This is a genomic window from Microbulbifer sp. MLAF003, assembly GCF_030012965.1.
Lineage (GTDB): Bacteria > Pseudomonadota > Gammaproteobacteria > Pseudomonadales > Cellvibrionaceae > Microbulbifer > Microbulbifer variabilis.
Genome location: NZ_CP120232.1, coordinates 1,277,221 through 1,299,639 on the forward strand (window position 1 = coordinate 1,277,221; position 22,419 = coordinate 1,299,639).

Consider the following 22,419-nt stretch of genomic DNA (forward strand, 5'->3'; position numbering starts at 1 on the left):
TTTCAAAGATTGGGGCGCATTCACTTGGTCCTGCACGATGTTCAAGCTGCTGTTACCACAGCGTTGAGCCAACACAGTGGCAAAAAGCAAAAAAGGCTTTGTGGGCAATAACTGGCCTATCTGCGTTTATTTCAGTGTTTATGGTAAGTGTACTACCGCTTCTTATCTGTTTTTCCGCGAGCGTTATACTCTCTCTATTCACACTATTTACGGTAAAGCTTCAACCAATTACAAACGCAGAAGTACACAATGGCCAGCTAAAGTTTTTAGTCGTGGTGCTCGCAGTGTTAGGGTTAGCGATTTACGGATACATCTTACAGTGATTGCCACTAACAAGCGCAAGCAGGTTGCTCCGGCCCTTGGGGCCTCCGCGGGACGCCCAACGCAGTGCAAATTTTGTGCAGGTCGCTGCGCTCCCAGTTTCACACAAAATGTGCACAGCATTGGTCGCCCCTGTTGCGGGCGTTATTGTGGCGGTCATTTTGTAGGTAGTTTGAAGTTGCTGTAAGCACCAATCTCTTCCTGAGCACATTTCTCCAGAGAGTTTTCCTGCAAGTTGGCACCGCAGCTCCGTTCAAGTGCCTTCGTTTAAAGCCAACAAGTTCTGCAAGCTAGCTGCAGCATTGTGGAATGCCAGTCAGTTAGTTAACCGGTGGGGAAAGTATGGTATTTTTCCCAGTAAATTTATCGAGCAGTGGCCAGCCAATGTTGGCTGGCAAAGAGCAAGTAGGTTGTTCTGTGCGCGCCAGCTATAACCAGGCCAGGCAAGATCGCCCAGCCGGAGGCTGGGCTGGACAGCCTACGCTTTGCTCCGGCTGCCCTTGCTGGCAACGTTCTGTTCGGTTGAGAGTTCTGATATGAGATTTAAGAATGTATTTTTAGCTTCGGTACTTATTTTAATGTCTCATAGCTTAATTGCTGCTGGTAACTTCGATACTTTAGTCAACGGATGTAAGGCTTACAGCTCGATTTATTTATTGAAGTCTAGGGTTCCAAATGAGGCAGATTTGATTGGTGTAGGATTTTGTTTCGGCTTTATCTCAGGCATCGTGGAAGGAGTAGATTTTTTTGATGGTAACTCTGACAATCCTCTGACCTGTCTTCCTGAGAAAGATATTTCAAATAAAGAGATGGTTAGTGTGGTTGTCGAATACATCAACAATAACCCTGAAACTGTTACTAGGTATCGTGAAAGTGGTGTCGCAGGTGTTGCTGATTTAGTCCGAAAAGCATTTTACACTAAGTACCCATGTGCAAGTAGCACAGAACAAGGCAATTAACTCAGACCTCCGCTGCTGTGCAGCTCCGGCCGGTTATTGCGAGCGTTAAGTGTTAGTCATGTCAGAACAAGAGATGGCATTTTTACTGGTTGCTCTAGTTTGTTTTTTATGTGTCGTAATATATTCTCACAAAAAGACCAGCAAACCATGTGAACAGTGTGGTGGGAAAATGAGTCTTGTAAAGATTAGAGATCCAGCTGGCAATAATATAAAGCCAAAAATTACTCTGTCATTTTATGTGGGGCCAAGAAGGTACGAAGAAACTTGGAAGTGCAAAAATTGTGGGGTGTCAAAGATTATAAAGTACTGGGGGAGCTAGCAAGTGCTTTCCGCAACACTTAACAAGTGACTATGGTTCTTCGTCAAGCTTTTAAGCCATATTCTCATCCCAATATGTGTTGTTTTTTACCATCGTATTCAGAATGGTAAGTTGCTTTCTCATACAGGCAATGAGGGCCACTTTTTTAGGTTTGCCAGCGTCGATTAAGCGTTTATACATTGGCTTTAATTTAGGGTGGCACTGGATCGCCGACATTATGGAAACAAACAGGACCGTGCGCACACGATGCCGTCCACCACGAATATAGCGTTTACCTTGAAAGTTCCCACTATCTCGGTTCATAGGGGCGATACCAACAAGTGCAGCAATCTCTTTTCGGTTCAGTTTCCCCAATTCAGGTAATTCGCTCATCAGGGTGTAGGCCAATACATTTCCTACCCCTTTAGCGCTTAACAATAGGTCACGTTTTTGTCGCCATTCGGCAATACTGCTGACGAGTTTATCCAGCTGCTTATCGATTCCTTCTAACTCTTTTTTGATGGTTTTCAATATGGCTTGAATAGGTTTGTGTACAGATTTAGGCATTCGCTTGAGACGGTTCTTTTGCATTGTACTCATCTCCAAGCACTGGCTTCTTACAACGAGTAAGTCATTGATATTCCTTAATTTTTCAGGTTTTAACGACGATAACCTTGGCTTCATTGCCTCTCCAAAGTGAGCAATGTCGACAGCATCCAGCTTGTCAGTTTTGGCGAGTCGCCCCGCTGACTTTGCAAAGTTTCTTACCTGCGAAGGATTGCAAACAACTATCGACACCCCCGCTTTGTGGGCAGAACAGACAAACTCCAGTTCAAGCCTTCCGGTGGACTCGATAAGTACTCTTTTGGGTTTAAGGGGTTGCAGTCGTTTAATGGCGTCCTTAATACCATCTTTATCATTGGTAACACTAAAGAATTGGCCAGTTGGTCTCACAAAAATATCGAGCTGTTTGCTGCTAGTATCGATACCGACATTGATCTCTTGAGGTTCCATAAGATAAGCTATCTCCGCCTTGCTATTCGGGCTCGAGGCCCACATGACTATTCGAGTTATGCCTAATGAGTGTCTGTCACGTTCCTACTTGTTAGCGGTCTTTATGAACCAGCGCAGCAACGAACTGTGGCAAACAAGGCCTTCGGTGGCCGCCGAAGGTGGGTCTCAATTTACCCGTTAGGGAAAAGGATTTTCAACATCAGAACCGGGCAAGAACAACCATACAAGCACAAGCAGGTTGCAACGGGCCTTTGGCCCTTCGCGGAAGGCCTACGCTGCGCTCTAGCCGCCCCTGTTGTAGTCGTTATTGTGGCGGTTAATTTTCAGATAGTTTGTAGTTGCTGCAAGTACCAATCTCTACCTGAACACTCTCCCCAGAGAGTTTTCCTGCAAACTGTCACCGCAGTTTCGTTCAAGTGCCTTCGTTTTAAGTCAATTAGCATTACAAGTCAGTTACACCATTGTGGAGTGCCAATCAGATAGTTAATTGGTGGGTAAAGTATGGTATTTTTCCCAGTAAATTTATCGGGCAGTGGCCAGCCGAAGATGGCTGGCAGAGAGCATGTAGGCGGTTCAGAGCGCGCCAGCTATAACCAAGCCAGGCAAGATCGCCCAGCCGGAGGTTGGGCTGGACGGCCTACGCTAAGCTTCGGCTGACCTTGCTGGCAACGTTATGTGTAAAGTAGGGAAGTACTAATGAGTATAGACAAAGAAAATATTCCAGACTTTTCTGGTAAATGTATTTCAATGTGTTTGGCCGACTCGGAATGCAGTCATGATTTGGACAATCCACGCTTTGAATATCAAGGTGGAAAACTATTTATTGTTGGTAAGATTCCAGTTGGATGCAGTGAGTCAGGTTGGGATGCTGGTCATGTTGGCGCAGTTGAATGGGCGCAAGTTATAAGCTATGTGCTTTTCGATGATTTTGAAGCGTATACAAAAGCAGTAAAAGTGTCTGAGTTGTATAACGAAAATAGTAACGAGAAAAACACATAACAAGTTACTGCATCCGACCACCTACACTACGCTCCCTTTGTGCTGTACGCTACGCTATCACAAAGGCGGCTCCATTCCGGTGGCGGCTGAGTAAGGTGTTATACGAGTTTTCAATGAACGAAATCCCTTCTAGAGTCATACATCAAAGACAGCTTGTTTCTGTAATGAACAAGACTAAGTGGAGAGAGTTGTGTTCATCGTTCGCTGGCCAAGGTGATGCATCTCCAGAAGTGAGATACAAGCTGATATACGAAGATAAAATACTTGGTTTTAGCAAGGTATGGTGGGATGAACTTTTTGATGATTCCGTCGCGATAGAATGGATAGATTTCGACCCATATGAACATGAATTCAGAGGTTGTTTAGTATCTGACAAGGATGCTGATATAAGTAGTGGAATACTTGAAGTACTCCATAAGTTTAATATTCCTTACTCTATTGAAGGTAAATACTATAGGGTATGGGGTTACATTAATGCGGATTCTAATCCAGAGTTCGTATAACAAGGGCCCGCAATCTGACCTCCGGCAGTTGAGGCCGGCGTTATAATTCAGGATAGAAATGAGCACCTTACAAGAAGTCTGCGATAAGCTATTAAATAATGCTGATTTAACTTTATCAGTTGATGGTTTGAGCGGCGTAGTAAAATTGGAGTTTTATCCAGCAGCATTCGATGGTGTTATTACGCTATATTGCGCTGATTATTCAAGACTAAACTATAGAAAGTCAGCAGATGACGAAGATGCAATATTCGTAGGTGAAGTAAACGTTACCATAAAAGAAGATATTGCCAGTGTAGCAAGGCTATATAAGGAAGACGGATGGCAATCTTACAGCCAAGAGTTGCTCAATCCGGTAGCTCATATAGAGGTTGAAGGCGGAGCTATGCTTAGCATCGTGTGTGAAAAGCTTAGCTGGCAAAAAAGCAATGGTGAAATTCAAATTGTACTGTAGAAAAGTTATAACAAGCAAAGGCGGCCGACGCAAAAATGCGCGGCTGCTTTGAGCGTTAAGCATCAAAAACATGGAAGCTCTCAAAGAACTTGAAGAATGGTATTTTTCTCAGTGCAATGAGGACTGGGAACATACCTATGGCATTGAAATCGGTACTCTTGATAATCCAGGCTGGTTTCTAAAAGTAGACATCACCGATACAGATATAGAAGAAAAGAAATATGAAGGTTTTTCCTACGGTGTAGGTGATGATGCCGAAGCGAGTGGGAACGACTGGATTATTACAAAACTAGAAGGCGGTAAGTTTGTTGGCTATGGCGGCCCTCACAAACTAAGCGAGCTGATAAAGCTCTTTCTAAAGTGGGTAAAAAATGCTTAACAAGTGACTATGGTTCTTCGTCAAGCTTTTAAGCCATATTCTCATCCCAATATGTGTTATTTTTTACCATCGTATTCAGAATGGTAAGTTGCTTTCTCATACAGGCAATGAGGGCCACTTTTTTAGGTTTGCCAGCGTCGATTAAGCGTTTATACATTGGCTTTAATTTAGGGTGGCACTGGATCGCCGACATTATGGAAACAAACAGGACCGTGCGCACACGATGCCGTCCACCACGAATATAGCGTTTACCTTGAAAGTTCCCACTATCTCGGTTCATAGGGGCGATACCAACAAGTACAGCAATCTCTTTTCGGTTCAGTTTCCCCAATTCAGGTAATTCGCTCATCAGGGTGTAGGCCAATACATTTCCTACCCCTTTAGCGCTTAACAATAGGTCACGTTTTTGTCGCCATTCGGCAATACTGCTGACGAGTTTATCCAGCTGCTTATCGATTCCTTCTAACTCTTTTTTGATGGTTTTCAATATGGCTTGAATAGGTTTGTGTACAGATTTAGGCATTCGCTTGAGACGGTTCTTTTGCATTGTACTCATCTCCAAGCACTGGCTTCTTACAACGAGTAAGTCACTGATATTCTTTAATTTTTCAGGTTTTAACGACGATAACCTTGGCTTCATTGCCTCTCCAAAGTGAGCAATGTCGACAGCATCCAGCTTGTCAGTTTTGGCGAGTCAGCTCCGCTGACTTTGCAAAGTTTCTTACCTGCGAAGGATTGTAAACAACTATCGGCACCCCCGCTTTGTGGGCAGAACAGACAAACTCCAGTTCAAGCCTTCCGGTGGACTCGATAAGTACTCTTTTGGGTTTAAGGGGTTGCAGTCGTTTAATGGCGTCCTTAATACCATCTTTATCATTGGTAACACTAAAGAATTGGCCAGTTGGTCTCACAAAAATATCGAGCTGTTTGCTGCTAGTATCGATACCGACATTGATCTCTTGAGGTTCCATAAGATAAGCTATCTCCGCCTTGCTATTCGGGCTCGAGGCCCACATGACTATTCGAGTTATGCCTAATGAGTGTCTGTCACGTTCCTACTTGTTAGCGGTCTTTATGAACCAGCGCAGCAACGAACTGCGGCAAACAAGGCCTTCGGTGGCCGCCGAAGGTGGGTCTCAATTTACCCGTTAGGGAAAAGGTTTTTCAACATCAGAACCGGGCAAGAACAACCATACAAGCCGTAGCAATCGGTCCCGTTGGTCGCTGGGACAGCCAAAACGCTACGCTTTTTTGTCTGCCCCTGTGCGGGGCGTTAAATTTCATCATGGTTATATTCGCAGTTACAAGAAGTGGCTACACAGAATTAGAGCAAATAATTAGATCGGCGCTGTATCCAGTATGGGTGGGCGATGGCGTGCTGAATGAGCAGGAGATAGATTCGCTACGATCAAGCGATATCGACCTGACTAACTTCAACTATGCAATAGATCCTAGCGATGATAGCGCGTTAGATGAAGCACTAGCCACGATTGCAGAGCACCATCCAAATGAACGGGTTTGGCTAGAGTGCCTACCCTAAATTTAACAAGGCGTGCAAGCGGGACAAAGTGTTGCGCATTTCTCCCCTTCGCTTGGCGTTAGGGCTCAAGGTAAACAATGATTGAACTACCCGAATTTGACACAGGGCTGTATGAGGGATGTGAATTACACATGCTTAATGGGGGAGCCTTATTGAAGGTAAATATCGCTGAGAAGCCGAGCTTTTCAATCTGCTTCAACAAGGTCCGGTGGCATCAATTTACTGTGCTACCTAATTGCAGTGCAGAAATGATAGAAAGCTCTTATTTCAAGCTAAGCGAGCTAAAAAATTCAGAAAAACTATCCAGCTTCCTAGCTAGCGATACTGCAACTGTAAAAGCATATAAAGAGCTTCATCATTTCAGAATATTTTTGGATGAGACAGGATGCCATGAGTTTATAGCGGAGTCTGCCCATGCTGAAAAGCCCTAACAATCACTTCAACTTCGCTCCCTTCTGTCGCCGGACGCTCCTTTCGTCGCGCCGGTTAAGTGGTCGTTAGAAGTCTTAAACACGTAGAGCTAAAAATGTATTCGAAAAAGGTAATTCTATTAGCGGCAAAAGCTGCGTTTTTAAGCATCGCGTGGCCGGTTGTGGTGATTGGTGTGCTCTCGCTCTTTGCTATGAGTAAAATGTCACTACTTGAAAAATCAGTCTTCCTGCTCGGATTTCAAGTATTAGCTTGGTTATTGTTCTTTGGCGCATGCATACTATTTCATCGCCGTAGAATGCGAGTTTCGGCGTTCAAAGATTCTTTTCTTTCAAAAGGAGATAAAGAACGCGGCCAAGAGCTGGGTACATATTTGGAGGGGTGGTAGTGTACCCAACTTCTAACAATCACAGGCAGTTTGCGTCGGCCTCTGCGGGACGGTCTACGCTACGCTTCGGCCGCCCCCGCTGTGGGCGTTATGAGTCTTAGATAATGGATTTCGAGCTAAAGAGAATTATAGAGAAATTTAATGTTGCTCAAGAAAAGGCTGTGGCTGTACTTGAGTCGAATTTCGAGTGCCAACGTCCGCAATCCAGCCACGATTTTATTCTTCGATGTGTTACCGCTATTCGAAAAGCTAACTATGAGAAGGACGGCTACAAGATAAGACCGCACGGTATCGGTATGGAAGTGAATATCGATGGAACTAAGATAGGCTTTGATTTTGGAATGAATGGAGAATTTAACGGATTTGATGCTTGGCAATTATCAGAGTTTGTCCGGTCTAATAAAATCAAGTCTGACTTGAAGTCAGAAGACGACTTCAAGAGTGCTATAGAAAAGGCAGTCAAAGACGATGAAATCGTCAAATCAACAGGCATGGGCAGTATATTTTATGTCAACTCATAACAAGTGCCACCATGTTCAGCACACTTCGTGTGGTTGGACCTTCCCGAAATCTTCCCCCATTGAGTAGACGCCTACCTTTTGAATAGGGTAGGAAAAAATGCCGAAAATACTGAGTGAAGAGCGGGTTGTTGAATATTCAACAGAGTTCAAAGTTAGAGTGGTAGCTCTCACTAATCAACTGAAAGTAGATACGACTACAATCGCCAACATTATTGGTTTGCATCCAGTAATGGTGTATAGATGGCGACAGGAAAGTAGAGAAGGCAAGCTGGTCGAGAAGCCCAGTCGTAGAATAAGTATGACCAAGACAACGAAAACTCAGTCTCAAACTGATGATAAAGAGATAAGACGTCTAAAAAAGCAGGTTGAGAAATTGCAAAAGGAGAATGATTTCCTAAAAAAGTAGGAAATGTACCTGAAAGATCCAAAGTCGAAAGATTCTCGTTCATAGCTCTTAATCGATCAGACTTTGGTGTCAGGTACTTATGTAGATACTTGAATGTTTCACCCCAAGGGTTTTATAAGTGGCTCAACCGTGATGAGAGCACTCGAGACATAGAAAATAGGCGAATTCTAGGGTGTATCGAAGCTATCTATGCGCAGCATGATGGTAATTATGGAAGTCCAAGAATTAGCGCAGAGCTGAAAGCTAATGGTGAACGAATAAATCACAAACGCGTTGAATGCCTTATGAGAGAGGCTGGAATCGTGGGGAAAGCTGGAAGGATCTATCGTCGACGCCCTTTGCTTGGAAATCCTTGCATTAAGGTTGAAAATTTACAAAGAGAGCATGGTATGCCGAGTAAACCAGACTCTCAATGGGCTGGTGATGTAACCTATCTGAAGATCAATGGGCAATGGCAATATTTAGCTGTGATTATTGATCTTTACTCTCGGAAAGTGTTGGGTTGGGAATTGTCGGATACTCGAACTGTTGAACTAATACTGTCAGCGCTAAATAAAGCTGTCCGTCTCAGAAATATTGAATCAGATCTAATATTTCACAGCGACCGAGGGTCTGAGTACGGTGCTTATGCATACCAAAACCGACTCAAGGAACTGGGTATTGAGCTGAGCATGAACCGTCCAGGATGTATGAATGATAATGTGTATGTAGAATCATTTTTTCAAACACTGAAAACTGAGAGTTTTAAAGGATTTAATTTCGAGTCCGTTAAGGAGCTAAGAGCTAACTTAGCTTGGTATCTTGATAGGTACTATAACTTTAAAAGAAGACATGGTTCACTTGGGTTCAAAAGCCCAGATGAATATGAAAGAATGGCCGCATAAGATGAATATAAGGTGGCGTCTACTTTAAGGGGGAGGCTTCCAATGATCTTGCCCCGTTTTAACGGACACCAAAGTCAAACAGACGAGGTGTCTTATGCCAAAATACAACAAACCTAGAAAGACTTGGCAGTATTCAAACGAATTCAAAGTGAAAGCGGTAATGCTTAGCTTGATAGAGGGCATTCAAGTTAAGGAAGTGGCTGAAACTCTCGACATTCACCCTTTCATGCTGTCACGATGGCGAAAAGAGTTTCAGGAAGGGAAGATTGTGGCAGATAAACGAAGAAAGCTTACTGATGTAGTCTCTAGAACAGAAAAGGAACTTTCTAGGGTAAAGCGTTTAGAGGCGGAGAATCGTAAATTAAAGTAGGAGCTTGATTTGCTAAAAAAGTGGCAACGGTTTCTTGCAGAGGAACATCAGCAAGATATCGATTTATCCAGAGGTTCGGATCAGCATTAGGTATCAAAAGAACTTGTTAGTGGCTAGGAGTATCGCGCAGTGGCTATTATTATTGGCTGAAGAGGCCGCGATCGCACCGAAAACACCAAGATGATGATCTAAAAGTTCAGAGATTCAAAAGATTTCGGATGACTCTGCAGGGCGCTATGGTAGTCCAAGAATTTGGAAAGCCCTGCTGACTAAGGGCTATGAAGTTAGCCGTAAGCGCGTAGCCCGGCTGATGCAGGAATTAGGAGTCGTAGCCAGAGTTACGAGAGTGACACGTAGGGCACCAGGCGTAAAGCGTTTCCTAGCCTCTGGGGGGAATCTTAGACCGGATGGAGCTGTGCCTAAAAGCAAGAATCAAGTTTGGGTTGCTGACATAACTTACCTTAAGGTTAAGGGTCAATGGCAGTACTTGTCAGTGGTGATAGATTTGTATTCTCGCCGAGTAATCGGTTGGAGTTTAGACACGAAGAGAGCAACAGAATTAACCCGAAAAACCCTGATGAATGCTGGAAGGAAAAGAGGATCACAACCAGGATTAATATTACACACGGACAGAGGTGTAGAGAACAGAGGGTCCGAGTATCAAAAAGAGTTGGGAAGATATGGAATCCAGCATAGCTTGAGTAGAGCGGGTAAATATACGGATAATGCTCATATGGAGTCGTTCTTCCATAGCTTAAAAGCTGAACTGATTAGAGAAACTAGCTTCCAGACAATGAGCCATTTAAAGTATGCTCTGGCTCGATATATTAATGATTTTTACAACCGTAAGCAGCTGCATTCAGCTTTAGGCTATCAATCACCAATAGAATATGAGCGAATAGCAGTATGAAAAGTAGTGTGTCCGTTTTATCGGGGCAAGATCACCTTTCACTCAAATTGCTGGTAGAATTACGTGCTAAGTCCGCAGGCCACTGTGGCCGGCGTTAATTCTACTGACACCTTGGCTCACTCTTTTTTAAACGAGCTGTTAAACCACTGGTATAGAAGGAGCTAATTATGGAAAGCATGGAATTCAATACCCCAAAAGTCGTGCTCTACACTTTCGCTACCAGTCCATACGGTCTTAAAGTCCAAGCTTTTCTCGCTTTTAAAAAGATCGCTTACGAAATTGTCTATGTATCTCCGTTTAATATGAGGGAAACACTTCCGATGGGGCATACCGTGCCTGTTTTGACAATTGATGGTGAAAGCAAAAATGATTCACAAGAAATAGCTCATTGGCTAGATGAACGCTTCCCTCAGCGTCCCCTGTACCCTGTAGACGGTGATCCGTGCATTAACGAACTTGATGATTGGGTCCAGCATTGCATGATTCCTGCAAATTTTAGGTTTGTGCGACCGGCTTTATCGCTAGCACTTCCTGTGCAGCTGATCAACGCTTGGCGCCTCGGTTGTGCCATGAATCGCACGGTACCAGATAACGCAATCGGCGCATGGCGTTTTGTATGGCCTCTAGTCCTTCGGTGGGCTCCTTTTGTCCGCAGGGAAGCTGAAAATGCTCCAGGAAACAGCATAATGGCTGCTGCACGTCATGTCGGTGCACGTTTGAGTAAAGAGCTTGAGAGAGGTCCTTTTATGTGTAATCGTAGTGAAGTGAGTGTTGCAGACCTCTCTGTCTATGCGCTCCTTGCTTTTGGTTATGAGGCTGGGCTTACAGGAGGAGACGGACTTTTCCGTCGTAGTCGCATACGAGAATGGGCACTACGTGTGCAGGGTGAACTCGACCCTTCATTGCCTTTGGTTCCAAGCCAGATTCAAGCTAGGAAGCTAGGAAGCTGATTGCAACCTTTTTAATATCTGCCCTCCCTCTAAGGGTTTGTATGGAGGGTAACTACCAGTCTTCTATCTCGAAAGAAATATGAGATGTCCCTACAAATTAGATACTGGGAAATTAACAAGTTAATCCGGGCGGGCACAAAAACCTCCAGTTTTTATTCCGCTGTTTAAAGCGTTAAGTACCTAGAGTATGGGGTAGCAATGCCACGGAAAGTTGGATTCATTCATCTGCTGTTTGCTATTTTCACGTTAGCCTATTGCGTGTTTGCTGTTGTGAGTGGCAAGGTATCTGTCTATAAACGAGCTGGTCTCTCAGAAACAATCAGTATTGATGTTGAACCAGAACGGTTTTGGGGTGTCGTGTTACTTTATGTAGGTATGGCAGTAATTATGGTTATACTAAGTATAAAAAAGTACTTTCCCAAAAAACTCTATGAACTTATTGATTTTGGTATACATTCTAAACTATCTATTTTACAAGTTATATTTTTAATCAGCTTTACAGCTTTAACGTACAGCACCATTTTTTGGTTGGCTGGGGTGTTGGCAAATACTTAACAAGCGACTATGGTTGCTCGTCAAGTTTTTAAGCCATACTTGCATCCCAGTAAGTGTTAATTTTCACCATCGTATTCAGGATCGTAATCTGCTTTCTCATGTAGGCAATTAGGGCGATCTTCTTAGATTTACCAGTGTCGACTAATCGCTTATACATCGGCTTTAGTTTGGGATGATGTTGTATGGCCGACATACTGGAAGCAAACAGAACCGTACATATTCAATTTGCAATTTATGAGTTAGGAAATTTTCTGGTTTAAAAGATTTTTATCATGGATTTGCTGAAGTAAAATCTTCCAACGCTGTTGGGAAGTGAAGAGGTGTGAATGTATAGAAATCCATATCAGAATTTTATTCAATAAGGATGGATAACGACTTTCACTTTGGAAGATTCTGCAAGTATTCGATTGCTGCTTATATTTAGTATGGAGTAGATGGAAAATTTATGGTTAGATTGTTTGACTGATTTCGGATAAAGTTGGCTGATTATCAGTGTGAAGACTAAGCAAGGAGGTATTAGTTCATGGATTTAGATATCCCCACATTCATTTCTTCTTTAGGCGTTTCTTCACTCACTGCTATATGGTTGACTAAGTCACTAGTTGCTCATAGATTGGAAAAGGATCTTCAGAAATATAAAAATGAGCTAGATAGATCTTTAAGTGATTTTAAGAGTGTGCAAGATGGCCTAATTAGAAAGGATGTAGAAGTATACCTGAAGGAGAATGAAGCTGATATAAGATACAATTTTGAGGCGAGGGCCAGGTTGTATCAAGCTATTGGTCCCCTTAAGTTCCAGCTTCTTCTGGCTGCCCGTGATTTTAAAGCCAGAGTTACGAATATTCCGAAAAAACCCTATAAAATTGATTTGAATGGCCATTATGGAAAAAGCACCATTTACAGGCTAGCAAGACTGCTCTGTTTGTCAGAGCTGATAGAGAGTAAAGTTGCTTATGCTGATTTTGCTGTAGATGAGTCTTCTGTTAAGTTGCTTGAGTTCAAAAAATCGCTATTTCTGATGTTGTCCGGTTCAAAAATAACTAGTCATCACCCAAATGCTAATTGGAAAGTACAAAAGGAGCATATTTTCTTTGATACCTTATCAAGTATAGGAAATGCGCTTACCATTAATGAAGGCGAGTCAGTAGCGAGGTGTATGTCTTTTTCAGAGTTTACAGATGCCCTAAAAGGATATAATTTTGTTGAGAAAATTTCTCCCCTTGTTAATGTTATGTCTGGGCTATGTCTTAGAGGAACTCCAATCCTCTGGGTTAGGCTTTCTTGTGTTGCAGTGCTCTGTAATGAATTAATAGAAAGTTTGGGACGATCAGTCGGGTTTAAATATAAACCTCTTGATCTCAGTGCTCTTATTAGAGAAAGTAATGATGATTTCGTTCAGCGTAAAGCTGATAAATATGTTGAGCTATGTAATGAAACTATGAGTGAAGGTCTTTAGGGGGTATCAACACTCCCAATAAGGTACAGATTTATATTTCCATTTATAAGTTTGCTCCCTTCGCTGAAGGGGATCTGGCGGTGCAAATATCAAACACTATCCTCTATAGTTGCTGTGAGCTGCCAACTGCTTATTATACTTTATTTGGTTTTTGTCGCAGAAAATTAATAAGATGGATAGATCATTTTTTATAATTTGAATTGAATATTTATTGTGTTCTTGGTTGCTGATGGTGATTGTTCATAGGCACAGACTGTAAAACTATCCTGTTCTACTTGATTCAATAGAATTTAACTTATTATCAAAGAGTTTAGCATCCTGACCTAAATAGCGTATGCTAAAGAATTTGGCTGTCTTTCTCTTTTCCCAAGCTTACTAAATATAACTGATTATTTTTAATAGTTAGTTCAGTTATTGATGTATACTCTGGTCGAAACTGTTGAATTTTTTGGCTTTTATGAATATAAGCAACGATTGAATTTATTACCATAAAATGACAAAAAACTATAGTATCTTCAGTAATGCTAAATAAATATCTCTGAATTCCATTGCGCCACTCTTTTTGCTGTTTATCATTTATAGTCCATTCTTTATTCAGAAGAGAGCGTATCCATGGTAGGCGTTGACTTGATAGAATACCTTCGGGTGTTGGTATCTCAGTAACTAAGTTGACCACTTCTATTGAAGCGCCCCATATTCTTGCTAGGGGTTCTGCTGTCTGCTTGGCTCGCAGCTTAGGGCTGCTCGTGATTTTTAATCTTCCTTGAATAGCAAGTTTTTGAGCTAACTCTTCAGCTTGTATAAATCCTAACTTGGTGAGGGGTGGATCAAGGATATTATCTCCTTTAGCTGCCTCACCATGTCGTGCAAGTAAAATTCTGGGCATGTTATTTGGGATTATAGATACTGGTTTAATACTTCATCTGGTATATTTTGCCATAATGATAGCAGTTCTGCTGTATTGAAATTCGTGAAATGTGGATGATTACCGATACGCTGGCTTTGCTTTCCTGTAAATATTGGCCAGTTGTTTCCCGGGTTGCCACATTCAGCGAAGTTCAGCCAGGCTTCTTGCATACTTTTACTTAAGGTGTGCGGGGCTGGCTCATCGCGATATAATTCCTGTAAAGACGCTTCACCATGAGTACCAAATAGATAGGCTAGTTCTGCAGCATGACACGCACCCAAAAAGGGCTGTGCCGCTAATGGTTGGGCGAAATGATAATGGAAACTTTTTCCTTTATGTTGGGTTAGATACCTAAGCCCTGGTAGGGTAAAAACCATATCGGTCAACATCAAATTCCAGGTTTTACTCCATTCTGGCCAGGGATTATTTTTAATAGATAAAGCCTGCTGGTAATAGTAATCAATAATAGGTTTTAGTGTGCTCTCAGGTAGCAGCCATTCTAACTTTTTGCAGATTGAGTGATAATTCAGTGTGAAAGTTTCAGGGTTTGTAACACTAAATAGATTCCACTCTTCTAGATTACTGCCAAGAAGAATTGGATGGGCTGTATTAGTTTTAATATTTACTAAAGACGGTCGTCTTTTTCTTAATAAGCTTTCGTCTAGCACCGGCTTAAATGGAAGTTGCCCCCAGTTTTGTGTCATGCGTGGATCTTTAAGAATTTCGCTTTGTGCCTGAAGAAGTAACTTTGTAGAGCATTTGTGTATTGGTATTCCACCGCTTATGTTATTAAGATGCTCGATGAATGCTGCTGCCATGTTATTGGCTCTGGAAATCGAATGAGCAGCCCTTGGGTGGCCACTTTGTACAATCGCTCGAGAGTATAAATTATGATATTCAGTTACCTCTAATAGAGAGATGATGCTCATTGCGCCGGCAGATTCACCAAAAAGAGTGATATTGTTAGGATCTCCGCCAAAGGCTGCAATGTTATCTCTCACCCATTTGAGCGCTGCTATTTGATCCAATAGACCTTCGTTGCCAGTAGATGGGATTTCAGAAATGTCCTTTAAACGTAGAAAGCCTAGAGCGCCAAGACGATAATTGAATGTCACAATTATTGCTCTACCGCTTGAGGCAAGATGGCACCCATTATATATATCTTGGCAGCTTGACCCCATATAGAAAGCTCCACCATGAATCCAGAGCATTACAGGTAGCTTTCTTCCTTGGTTTATAGGTGGCGAGAAAATATTTAGATAAAGACATTCTTCTCTATCAGGAATCTCTCCATTTTTCCCCGGACCTGCATCAGGTTTGAGGGATTTTGTGCAGCTGGCGTTCCAAATTGCGCTGCATCAAATGGCACACTCCAATTTGGCATTGGTTCGGGTGCTTTCCAGCGGAGGTCGTTAATTGGGGGACGAGCATAGGGTATACCTAGAAATTTATAGGTTCTTGTAGCTTCGTCTACTTTGCCAACAATCGGTCCAGCGGGTGTATCAATGACAGGTGTTGACCTCTTATTTGTGAGCTTTCTAATACTTGGGTCCGTTGTCATGAGTAGTTTTCCTACTGTATTTCTCTCTAACGTTGCACTTATTTAGTCGGCGTTATTCTTCAGACTTTCCTTGAAATCATTTTAATTTACGTCCATACAAAAAGAGTGTGTGGAAAAAATTTGGCACAGTTATTTTCCGGAGGGATCCTGGCAAGGAGATGCATTGACGAATCTAGTCACGGATGGGCTCAAGGTGGGGAATTTTCCGTCTTTTAGCTCAGGCCATGAACAGTGTATTTAGGAAGTTGCACCGTTTGAAGTTGGTGAGAGCATGATCGTAAAAATCTTTGACAAGTCTACGGGCTTGATTGCTGAGAAGCCACTGGATAGCTTGAAGTTAACCGCGACAGGCTTGGTTGAATTGCCGGTAGATCCAGACGAGATAGCCTCGTTATCTCAGGAAGGAAATGACCTAGTAATAGTTTTAAAGACGGGTCAAATCTTCACTTTATTTGGTTTCTATCATGAAGACAGTGATGGAGATCATAGTGAGTTGACTGTAACTGGGGGTTCAGAGCCCTTATTCCTTGCGGCTTCGGGGGGTTGATACCAGCTTTTACCGTAGCCGGCGGCCCAGCTGGTGAGCCTCCTCCCCCTCCTCCCCCTGCCGTTCCGTGGTTTGTCCCTGCTTTGATTGCTCTCGGTGTTGTTGTCATCGCTGTAGCATCAAATGACGATAGTAACCGTGGGGGCGGCTTTGTGCCTCCGGATTCAGATGCGGACGCAGATTCGGATGCTGATGCGGATGCGGATGCGGATGCGGATGCGGATGCGGATGCGGATGCGGATGCCGATGCGGATGCCGATGCAGATGCAGATGCAGATGCGGATGCTGACGCCGATGCCGATGCCGATGCCGATGCCGATGCCGATGCCGATGCCGATGCCGATGCCGATGCCGATGCCGATGCCGATGCCGATGCCGATGCCGACGCGGATGCGGATGCCGACGCCGATGCCGACGCAGATGCCGATGCCGATGCAGATGCGGATGCCGATGCAGATGCAGATGCAGATGCCGACGCAGATGCGGATGCCGACGCGGATGCCGACGCGGATGCCGATGCCGATGCGGATGCTGACGCCGATGCCGATGCCGATGCCGATGCCGATGCAGATGCCGATGCGGATGCCGATGCCGATGCCGATGCCGATGCCGACGCGGATGCCGATGCCGATGCCGATGCAGACGCGGATGCAGATGCCGACGCGGATGCCGATGCCGACGCGGATGCCGATGCCGACGCGGATGCCGATGCCGACGCAGATGCCGATGCCGACGCAGATGCCGATGCCGACGCAGATGCCGACGCGGATGCCGACGCGGATGCCGATGCGGATGCGGATGCGGATGCGGATGCTGACGCCGATGCCGATGCCGATGCCGATGCCGATGCCGATGCCGATGCCGATGCCGATGCCGATGCCGATGCCGATGCCGATGCCGACGCGGATGCCGATGCGGATGCGGATGCCGACGCAGATGCCGATGCCGATGCAGATGCGGATGCCGATGCAGATGCAGATGCAGATGCCGACGCAGATGCGGATGCCGACGCGGATGCCGACGCGGATGCCGACGCGGATGCCGATGCCGATGCGGATGCTGACGCCGATGCCGATGCCGATGCCGATGCCGATGCAGATGCCGATGCGGATGCCGATGCCGATGCCGATGCCGATGCCGATGCCGATGCCGACGCGGATGCCGATGCCGATGCAGACGCGGATGCAGATGCCGACGCGGATGCCGATGCCGACGCGGATGCCGATGCCGACGCGGATGCCGATGCCGACGCAGATGCCGATGCCGACGCAGATGCCGATGCCGACGCAGATGCCGACGCGGATGCCGACGCGGATGCCGACGCGGATGCCGATGCGGATGCGGATGCGGATGCGGATGCTGACGCCGATGCCGATGCCGATGCCGATGCCGATGCCGATGCCGATGCCGATGCGGATGCCGATGCGGATGCCGATGCGGATGCCGATGCAGATGCCGACGCCGATGCCGATGCGGATGCCGATGCGGATGCCGACGCCGATGCGGATGCCGACGCCGATGCCGATGCCGATGCGGATGCCGACGCCGATGCGGATTGTGATGCTGACGCCGATGCCGATGCCGATGCCGATGCCGATGCCGATGCCGATGCCGATGCCGATGCCGATGCCGATGCCGATGCGGATGCGGATGCCGATGCGGATGCGGATGCGGATGCCGATGCGGATGCCGATGCCGATGCGGATGCCGATGCGGATGCCGATTGTGATGCGGATGCCGATTACGACTATGAGGGTGGTGAGCTACCGCCGGGATTCCCGGATTTGGAAATAGATTTTGACATTGATGAAATCATTTCCCTGGAAGCTATTGCGATCCCCAGTGTGTTTGAGGAGTATCTCGATACCGTTGGATATGCTTCTGCTTCAAAGGTTGAGGAGTCCGTCAGTGATGGAAGCGAGCAGGAAGGTTCTGCCGGGTTGGATATGATGCAACTGGCTGAGCTTGAGCTGGACTTTGTTGATAGTGGTGTTGATAACCACTATCAACAGGTAATGACTGCAGACGGGTTGGCAGAGTTTGCCAATGACTATCTGCGGTTTGACTCAGTAGAAGAGTCCTTACTGGATGAGTTACTAGATTCTGGTGATCGGGATATTCAGCTGATAGAGCTCAATCTTTCTTATGATGTATCTGGACAATCAGAGCATCAGACGACTGTAACAGATATTGGTTCTCTAACCAGTCCTGAAAATTACGCAGTCATTGAAGATCCGATGGGAGATATATGGCAGCAAAATGGATTTAGTGATATGTGAGGTGAGAAGTTCAAATTAAGCAAAAAAACCGGGCTAAAAGGCCCGGTTTTTTTGAGCTAAACTTTTATGAGGCTTGGGAAAAGTCTTGCTTATATGGCTTCTTAATTCCAGGTTGTGGGATCTCAAAACTGTCAATGACAAGTGTGAAAACATGGATGTATTAAAAAAACTGTCATTTTTTGCACTCTCTATCCCTTCTCTATTTCTATCCGAAGTAGTCGGAGAGGAAGTATTTGTCAACTCCGTATCAGCGGAAAAAACAATTGTCGGGCACGGGGAAGGGCAAGATAAGAGAGCAGAAAATGTTACTTATCGAGTTTATAAGGATGAGGTAGCACAAAGTGAACTCAGTATATTTGATACTGTTCACCGTGCGGTTGGTTGGCATCCATCAATTGCAGAATCGATCGGCTATCTCTACCAGCAAAGACAGGGAGTTAAAGCAGCGAGATCCGCTTACTTCCCACAATTGAGTGCTGGGATAGTTGCTGGTGAAGATACCGAGTACAAGCGAGAAGGTGACGGACATGCAATTCAGTTAAACGTCACCCAAATGCTGTTTGACTTTGGGAAAGTTTCCAGCAATGTAAGACAGGCTAGAGCGGGCGTGCGACGATCCCAAGCTCAAATTTTAAAATCGATAGAAGAAGTAGCTAGACAAACTGCTAAAGCAACTATAGAGGTGCAACGATATCAGGCTCTATTGCAGAGCTCTGATGAGCAGGTTGATGGGGTGTCTGCTATCGCAAATCTTGTAAAGATTCGAAAAGAAAAAGGTGCTAGCTCCAGATCTGATGTTCTCCAGGCCCAGTCGCGAATTGACGCAGCGCAAGCGTCCAGGCAACAAATTCAAGCTCTTTTACGTAGGTGGAGAAGTACACTGCAGAATTTAACGGGGTTAGATGAAAAGTTTAGTGTCTCCATGTCAGTACCAGATGATGTGACTCAGGCTTGTGACTTGGATTCTTTTGACCTATCTGCGGTACCTGAGGTGCTTATTGCTGAATCTTACAGGGCTGAAGCAATGGCGCGCCTGGATGAATCTAAAGCAAATGCATGGCCAACCTTCTCATTAGACGCCAACATTAACCAGTACCTTGATCAGGACTACGTTGATGCGAATGCTTTTGACACGAATGAAAGTGCAGTTTTCTTCAATGTGTCTATGCCGATTTATCAAGGAGGTAAAATTTCGGCCGGCAAAGAAGGCGCTGGTTTTGCACTCTTATCGGCAGATGCAGCGAAAGATTCAATACGGTTATTGACTATACAAAAGTATCAGGAATCCCAGGAAGAGGCTGCCGGGCTGATGCAAAGCCTCAAAGCTTTGAATTCCAGAGAAAGTGCGATTGCTGAAACTCGGGATTTGTATAAACAGCAATATGAAGTACTCGGTACCCGTACTTTACTTGACCTGCTCAATGCAGAGCAGGAATTACACCTGGCACGCATAGAAAAGAACAATACTATTTTTGATCTTCACCTCCTTAAGATTGATTGTCTGTATAGTCGCGGTGGATTACGTAGTGCATTCAGTCTTGATGGGCGGCAAATACAGGGTGTGGAGGTCCTTCCTTGAGTGAAAACAGTAGTAATGTTTTAAGATCTCTCGATGAAAGTGAAGGAATAAAGACTGACACTATGGATTTTGAGCCATGGTGTGAAGCAGTAACCTATGTGGCTCGCCACTATCGAGTGGAGTGTTCACCCGAAAGTATCCGAATTTCCGGACAATGGGATCAGAACTCTCCAGTGGACCACACACTAAGAAGAATGGCACGTCAAGCTGGTTTGACGATAAAGTTTTGTACCCTAAAAGATACTGATATTAACCCATGGCGCCTACCACTCGTAGCTCAATTGCGTGGTGGTCAGATAGCGGTAATTGAAACCATTTCCAGTGACTTGAACGTTGGATTTATGCTGTGTGGTGACCAGGGGCTTAAAAGTACTTTACCTCTAGAGAAGATCAGCAAAGATATTGTTAGTCTGATAATCCTTAGGCCGAGGCAAACAACAAGAGATACCAGGATAGATGATTATATTAAAACAGATAATCAACATTGGCTTCGTAAAATAATACTTAGGGATATAAAACCCTATGGACATATCATGTTGGCTACCACGGTCGCCAACACTCTGGCTTTATCGGGCATTATTTTTTCCAAACAGGTGTACGACAGAGTAATTCCAGCGGAATCTATTCCCACTCTTTATGTTCTATTTAGTGGCGTTTTGGTTGCTATTATATTTGATTTTGTAATGCGTTCAATGAGAGTGAAGATTACAGATCTTCTTGGAAAGCGTGCGGACATCCGAATGTCTGATTTGGTTTTTGGGCATGCCGTAAGAATTCAAGCGCAGGCCCGTCCAAAATCTACTGGTACTTTTATTTCACAAATTCGTGAATTAGAAAAAGTGAGAGAAATATTCACATCCACTACAATTTTGGCAATTGCTGACTTACCATTTTTTCTGTTGTTTTTAATTGTAATGTGGTGGATTGCAGGGGCCTTAGCTTTGGTACCTCTACTGGCTGTTTTTCTTTTGCTTATTCCGGGTCTATTACTTCAGCCAAAATTAGCCAGGCTTTCACAGGAGTCGATAAAGGAATCCTCACTACGTAACGCCATATTGATAGAGACGATTCAGGGGGTAGAGGATATCAAATCACTACAGGCGGAGCAGTATTTTCAGGGGCAGTGGAACCACTTTAACATGATAACCGCAGATGCGAGCCTAAAGCTGAGGTCTCTTGTGGGGATGCTACTTGCCTGGACTCATAATGTTCAATCATCAGTATTTGCGGTCATTGTACTGTTTGGTGCACCGATGGTTATGAGCGGCACTATGACTACAGGAGCATTGGTTGCAGCATCAATCCTGGGTTCAAGAATGATGGCTCCCATGGCAAATATCACAAAAGTTTTGAGCCGTTGGCAGCAGGCAAAATTTGCAATGCAAGGAATTGACAATCTAATGCAATTGCCGGTGGATAATCCTCAATTAGAAAAAAGAGTGAAGAAAACATCAATAACTGGGGATTTTCACTTCAAAAATGCAGTTTTTCAATATGGTGAAGAGCGGCAGGACCCTGCTCTTATCATACCCGACTTAAAAATATATGCAGGAGAACGAGTTGCAATTCTTGGGAAAAATGGTTCAGGGAAATCTACATTTCTTCATGCAATGGCGGGTGCAATTGTAACTCAACGAGGACAGTTGCAACTGGATAATGTCAGTATTAAGCATATTGATCCTGCGGATGTCCGTAGGGATATTGGTCTTCTTAGGCAGGAAGCCACTTTATTTCATGGGACCATCCATGAAAACCTTACGTTGGGAGCTCCCAATGCAAATGATGAGGAAATTCTCTGGGCGCTTAATATGAGCGGCGCGAGCAACTTTGTTAATAAACTTCCCAAAGGTGTAGGTTATTTAATACAAGAAGGTGGTTTTGGTTTATCCGGGGGCAGAAGCAATCACTACTTTTATCAAGGATGCTGTTGCGACATCCCAATGTTCTCTTGCTAGATGAGCCTACAGCTGCACTTGATGAGTCAACAGAGAGAAAATTCATTCGGAATTTACAAGACTGGGCCGCTGAAAGGACTGTTGTTGTCGCGACACATAGAACCAATATCCTGACCTTTGCCCAGCGAATTATTGTTCTTAATAATGGTTATGTCGTCCTTGACGAGCCAAAAGAGAAGGCATTGGAAGTATTAACCCGGTCGCAAAGAAAGACATCAACTGAAGGAGAGAAAATTTCCTAATTATGTAAGAAATGAA

The 22,419-nt window shown here is 44.5% G+C and carries 23 protein-coding genes and 3 pseudogenes; 21 read left to right on the top strand and 5 right to left on the bottom strand.

All coding sequences use genetic code 11. The features are described 5' to 3' along the window. Positions 1–76: 76 nt before the first annotated feature. Both P3339_RS06145 and P3339_RS06150 read left to right on the top strand, forming a co-directional pair. A complete protein-coding gene (locus P3339_RS06145; protein WP_282952730.1) occupies positions 77–508 on the top strand; it encodes a hypothetical protein in 432 nt (143 codons plus the stop codon). Positions 509–857: 349 nt separating this feature from the next. Then, positions 858–1,280 carry a Rap1a/Tai family immunity protein gene (locus P3339_RS06150; protein WP_282952731.1) on the top strand — a complete coding sequence of 141 codons (423 nt, stop codon included), beginning with the start codon at positions 858–860 and terminating at the stop codon, positions 1,278–1,280. 370 nt (positions 1,281–1,650) lie between these two features. Here the strand turns inward: P3339_RS06150 and P3339_RS06155 are convergent, their stop codons facing one another. Further along, positions 1,651–2,592: an IS110 family RNA-guided transposase gene (locus P3339_RS06155; protein WP_282952732.1), complete on the bottom strand. Its 942-nt coding sequence runs from the start codon at positions 2,590–2,592 to the stop codon at positions 1,651–1,653. 696 nt (positions 2,593–3,288) lie between these two features. Here P3339_RS06155 and P3339_RS06160 point away from each other — a divergent pair. The 4 genes from P3339_RS06160 (at position 3,289) to P3339_RS06175 (ending at position 4,924) form a co-directional block, all read left to right on the top strand. Then, positions 3,289–3,591, top strand: a complete 303-nt coding sequence (locus tag P3339_RS06160; RefSeq protein WP_282952733.1) for a hypothetical protein — start codon at positions 3,289–3,291, stop codon at positions 3,589–3,591. 113 nt (positions 3,592–3,704) lie between these two features. Continuing rightward, positions 3,705–4,094, top strand: a complete 390-nt coding sequence (locus P3339_RS06165) for a DUF6678 family protein (RefSeq protein WP_282952734.1) — start codon at positions 3,705–3,707, stop codon at positions 4,092–4,094. A 58-nt stretch (positions 4,095–4,152) separates the two neighbouring features. Continuing rightward, complete coding sequence (locus tag P3339_RS06170; RefSeq protein ID WP_282952735.1) at positions 4,153–4,545, top strand: hypothetical protein; 393 nt, start codon at positions 4,153–4,155, stop codon at positions 4,543–4,545. A 70-nt stretch (positions 4,546–4,615) separates the two neighbouring features. Continuing rightward, a complete protein-coding gene (locus P3339_RS06175; protein WP_282952736.1) occupies positions 4,616–4,924 on the top strand; it encodes an immunity 53 family protein in 309 nt (102 codons plus the stop codon). A 28-nt stretch (positions 4,925–4,952) separates the two neighbouring features. On the opposite strand, the pseudogene P3339_RS06180 reads toward P3339_RS06175, so the two are convergent. Beyond that, a pseudogene (locus P3339_RS06180) lies at positions 4,953–5,895 on the bottom strand (IS110 family RNA-guided transposase). A gap of 314 nt (positions 5,896–6,209) precedes the next feature. Between P3339_RS06180 and P3339_RS06185 the strand changes: the two are divergent. The 10 genes and pseudogenes from P3339_RS06185 to P3339_RS06230 all read left to right on the top strand — a co-directional run bounded on the left by P3339_RS06185 (position 6,210) and on the right by P3339_RS06230 (position 13,333). Further along, entirely contained in the window at positions 6,210–6,464 is a 255-nt protein-coding gene (locus tag P3339_RS06185; RefSeq protein ID WP_282952737.1) for a hypothetical protein, read from the top strand. A gap of 77 nt (positions 6,465–6,541) precedes the next feature. Further along, the gene (locus tag P3339_RS06190; RefSeq protein ID WP_282952738.1) at positions 6,542–6,895 is read left to right on the top strand and encodes a hypothetical protein; all 354 of its coding nucleotides are present in this window, start codon (positions 6,542–6,544) and stop codon (positions 6,893–6,895) included. Between the two features lie 95 nt (positions 6,896–6,990). Further along, a complete protein-coding gene (locus P3339_RS06195; protein WP_282952739.1) occupies positions 6,991–7,281 on the top strand; it encodes a hypothetical protein in 291 nt (96 codons plus the stop codon). 104 nt (positions 7,282–7,385) lie between these two features. Continuing rightward, entirely contained in the window at positions 7,386–7,802 is a 417-nt protein-coding gene (locus P3339_RS06200) for a DUF6896 domain-containing protein (protein WP_282952740.1), read from the top strand. Positions 7,803–7,899: 97 nt separating this feature from the next. Beyond that, on the top strand, positions 7,900–8,208 hold the full coding sequence (locus P3339_RS06205) for a transposase (RefSeq protein WP_282952741.1): 309 nt from the start codon (positions 7,900–7,902) through the stop codon (positions 8,206–8,208). A gap of 32 nt (positions 8,209–8,240) precedes the next feature. Further along, a pseudogene (locus P3339_RS06210) lies at positions 8,241–9,092 on the top strand (IS3 family transposase); the annotation flags it as partial. 94 nt (positions 9,093–9,186) lie between these two features. Next, positions 9,187–10,372, top strand: a pseudogene (locus P3339_RS06215) (IS3 family transposase). 167 nt (positions 10,373–10,539) lie between these two features. After that, entirely contained in the window at positions 10,540–11,322 is a 783-nt protein-coding gene (locus P3339_RS06220; protein ID WP_282952742.1) for a glutathione S-transferase family protein, read from the top strand. Between the two features lie 198 nt (positions 11,323–11,520). Continuing rightward, positions 11,521–11,877: a hypothetical protein gene (locus P3339_RS06225; RefSeq protein WP_020411084.1), complete on the top strand. Its 357-nt coding sequence runs from the start codon at positions 11,521–11,523 to the stop codon at positions 11,875–11,877. 523 nt (positions 11,878–12,400) lie between these two features. After that, a complete protein-coding gene (locus P3339_RS06230) occupies positions 12,401–13,333 on the top strand; it encodes a hypothetical protein (protein WP_282952743.1) in 933 nt (310 codons plus the stop codon). 337 nt (positions 13,334–13,670) lie between these two features. Here P3339_RS06230 and P3339_RS06235 read toward each other — a convergent pair whose 3' ends face one another. Genes P3339_RS06235 through P3339_RS06245 form a run of 3 tightly spaced genes read right to left on the bottom strand, consistent with a single transcriptional unit; the run spans position 13,671 to position 15,801 of the window. Then, on the bottom strand, positions 13,671–14,219 hold the full coding sequence (locus P3339_RS06235; protein ID WP_282952744.1) for a histidine phosphatase family protein: 549 nt from the start codon (positions 14,217–14,219) through the stop codon (positions 13,671–13,673). Between the two features lie 11 nt (positions 14,220–14,230). Further along, on the bottom strand, positions 14,231–15,589 hold the full coding sequence (locus P3339_RS06240) for a carboxylesterase family protein (RefSeq protein ID WP_353056917.1): 1,359 nt from the start codon (positions 15,587–15,589) through the stop codon (positions 14,231–14,233). Next, on the bottom strand, positions 15,496–15,801 hold the full coding sequence (locus P3339_RS06245; protein ID WP_282952745.1) for a carboxylesterase family protein: 306 nt from the start codon (positions 15,799–15,801) through the stop codon (positions 15,496–15,498). The genes P3339_RS06240 and P3339_RS06245 overlap by 94 nt, the downstream gene beginning before the upstream one ends. A 271-nt stretch (positions 15,802–16,072) precedes the next feature. Here P3339_RS06245 and P3339_RS06250 point away from each other — a divergent pair, with 271 nt between their 5' ends. The 5 genes from P3339_RS06250 (at position 16,073) to P3339_RS06270 (ending at position 22,403) form a co-directional block, all read left to right on the top strand. Continuing rightward, complete coding sequence (locus P3339_RS06250; RefSeq protein ID WP_282952746.1) at positions 16,073–16,348, top strand: BapA/Bap/LapF family prefix-like domain-containing protein; 276 nt, start codon at positions 16,073–16,075, stop codon at positions 16,346–16,348. Further along, complete coding sequence (locus tag P3339_RS06255; RefSeq protein ID WP_282952747.1) at positions 16,345–18,627, top strand: hypothetical protein; 2,283 nt, start codon at positions 16,345–16,347, stop codon at positions 18,625–18,627. Before P3339_RS06250 ends, P3339_RS06255 begins: the two co-directional genes overlap by 4 nt. 151 nt (positions 18,628–18,778) lie before the next feature. Next, positions 18,779–20,206, top strand: a complete 1,428-nt coding sequence (locus tag P3339_RS06260; protein ID WP_020411382.1) for a TolC family outer membrane protein — start codon at positions 18,779–18,781, stop codon at positions 20,204–20,206. Further along, positions 20,203–22,161 (top strand): ABC transporter transmembrane domain-containing protein, encoded by a 1,959-nt coding sequence (locus P3339_RS06265; protein WP_282952748.1) that lies wholly within the window; start codon positions 20,203–20,205, stop codon positions 22,159–22,161. The genes P3339_RS06260 and P3339_RS06265 overlap by 4 nt, the downstream gene beginning before the upstream one ends. Next, the gene (locus tag P3339_RS06270; RefSeq protein WP_282952749.1) at positions 22,134–22,403 is read left to right on the top strand and encodes a hypothetical protein; all 270 of its coding nucleotides are present in this window, start codon (positions 22,134–22,136) and stop codon (positions 22,401–22,403) included. The genes P3339_RS06265 and P3339_RS06270 overlap by 28 nt, the downstream gene beginning before the upstream one ends. Positions 22,404–22,419 lie beyond the last annotated feature (16 nt).

Coding starts and splice junctions, on each gene's coding strand:
- P3339_RS06150 (WP_282952731.1), top strand. CDS start 858: ATGAGATTTAAGAATGTATTTTTAGCTTCGGTACTTATTTTAATGTCT.
- P3339_RS06155 (WP_282952732.1), bottom strand. CDS start 2,592: ATGGAACCTCAAGAGATCAATGTCGGTATCGATACTAGCAGCAAACAG.
- P3339_RS06160 (WP_282952733.1), top strand. CDS start 3,289: ATGAGTATAGACAAAGAAAATATTCCAGACTTTTCTGGTAAATGTATT.
- P3339_RS06165 (WP_282952734.1), top strand. CDS start 3,705: ATGAACGAAATCCCTTCTAGAGTCATACATCAAAGACAGCTTGTTTCT.
- P3339_RS06170 (WP_282952735.1), top strand. CDS start 4,153: ATGAGCACCTTACAAGAAGTCTGCGATAAGCTATTAAATAATGCTGAT.
- P3339_RS06175 (WP_282952736.1), top strand. CDS start 4,616: ATGGAAGCTCTCAAAGAACTTGAAGAATGGTATTTTTCTCAGTGCAAT.
- P3339_RS06185 (WP_282952737.1), top strand. CDS start 6,210: ATGGTTATATTCGCAGTTACAAGAAGTGGCTACACAGAATTAGAGCAA.
- P3339_RS06190 (WP_282952738.1), top strand. CDS start 6,542: ATGATTGAACTACCCGAATTTGACACAGGGCTGTATGAGGGATGTGAA.
- P3339_RS06195 (WP_282952739.1), top strand. CDS start 6,991: ATGTATTCGAAAAAGGTAATTCTATTAGCGGCAAAAGCTGCGTTTTTA.
- P3339_RS06200 (WP_282952740.1), top strand. CDS start 7,386: ATGGATTTCGAGCTAAAGAGAATTATAGAGAAATTTAATGTTGCTCAA.
- P3339_RS06205 (WP_282952741.1), top strand. CDS start 7,900: ATGCCGAAAATACTGAGTGAAGAGCGGGTTGTTGAATATTCAACAGAG.
- P3339_RS06220 (WP_282952742.1), top strand. CDS start 10,540: ATGGAAAGCATGGAATTCAATACCCCAAAAGTCGTGCTCTACACTTTC.
- P3339_RS06225 (WP_020411084.1), top strand. CDS start 11,521: ATGCCACGGAAAGTTGGATTCATTCATCTGCTGTTTGCTATTTTCACG.
- P3339_RS06230 (WP_282952743.1), top strand. CDS start 12,401: ATGGATTTAGATATCCCCACATTCATTTCTTCTTTAGGCGTTTCTTCA.
- P3339_RS06235 (WP_282952744.1), bottom strand. CDS start 14,219: ATGCCCAGAATTTTACTTGCACGACATGGTGAGGCAGCTAAAGGAGAT.
- P3339_RS06245 (WP_282952745.1), bottom strand. CDS start 15,801: ATGACAACGGACCCAAGTATTAGAAAGCTCACAAATAAGAGGTCAACA.
- P3339_RS06250 (WP_282952746.1), top strand. CDS start 16,073: ATGATCGTAAAAATCTTTGACAAGTCTACGGGCTTGATTGCTGAGAAG.
- P3339_RS06260 (WP_020411382.1), top strand. CDS start 18,779: ATGGATGTATTAAAAAAACTGTCATTTTTTGCACTCTCTATCCCTTCT.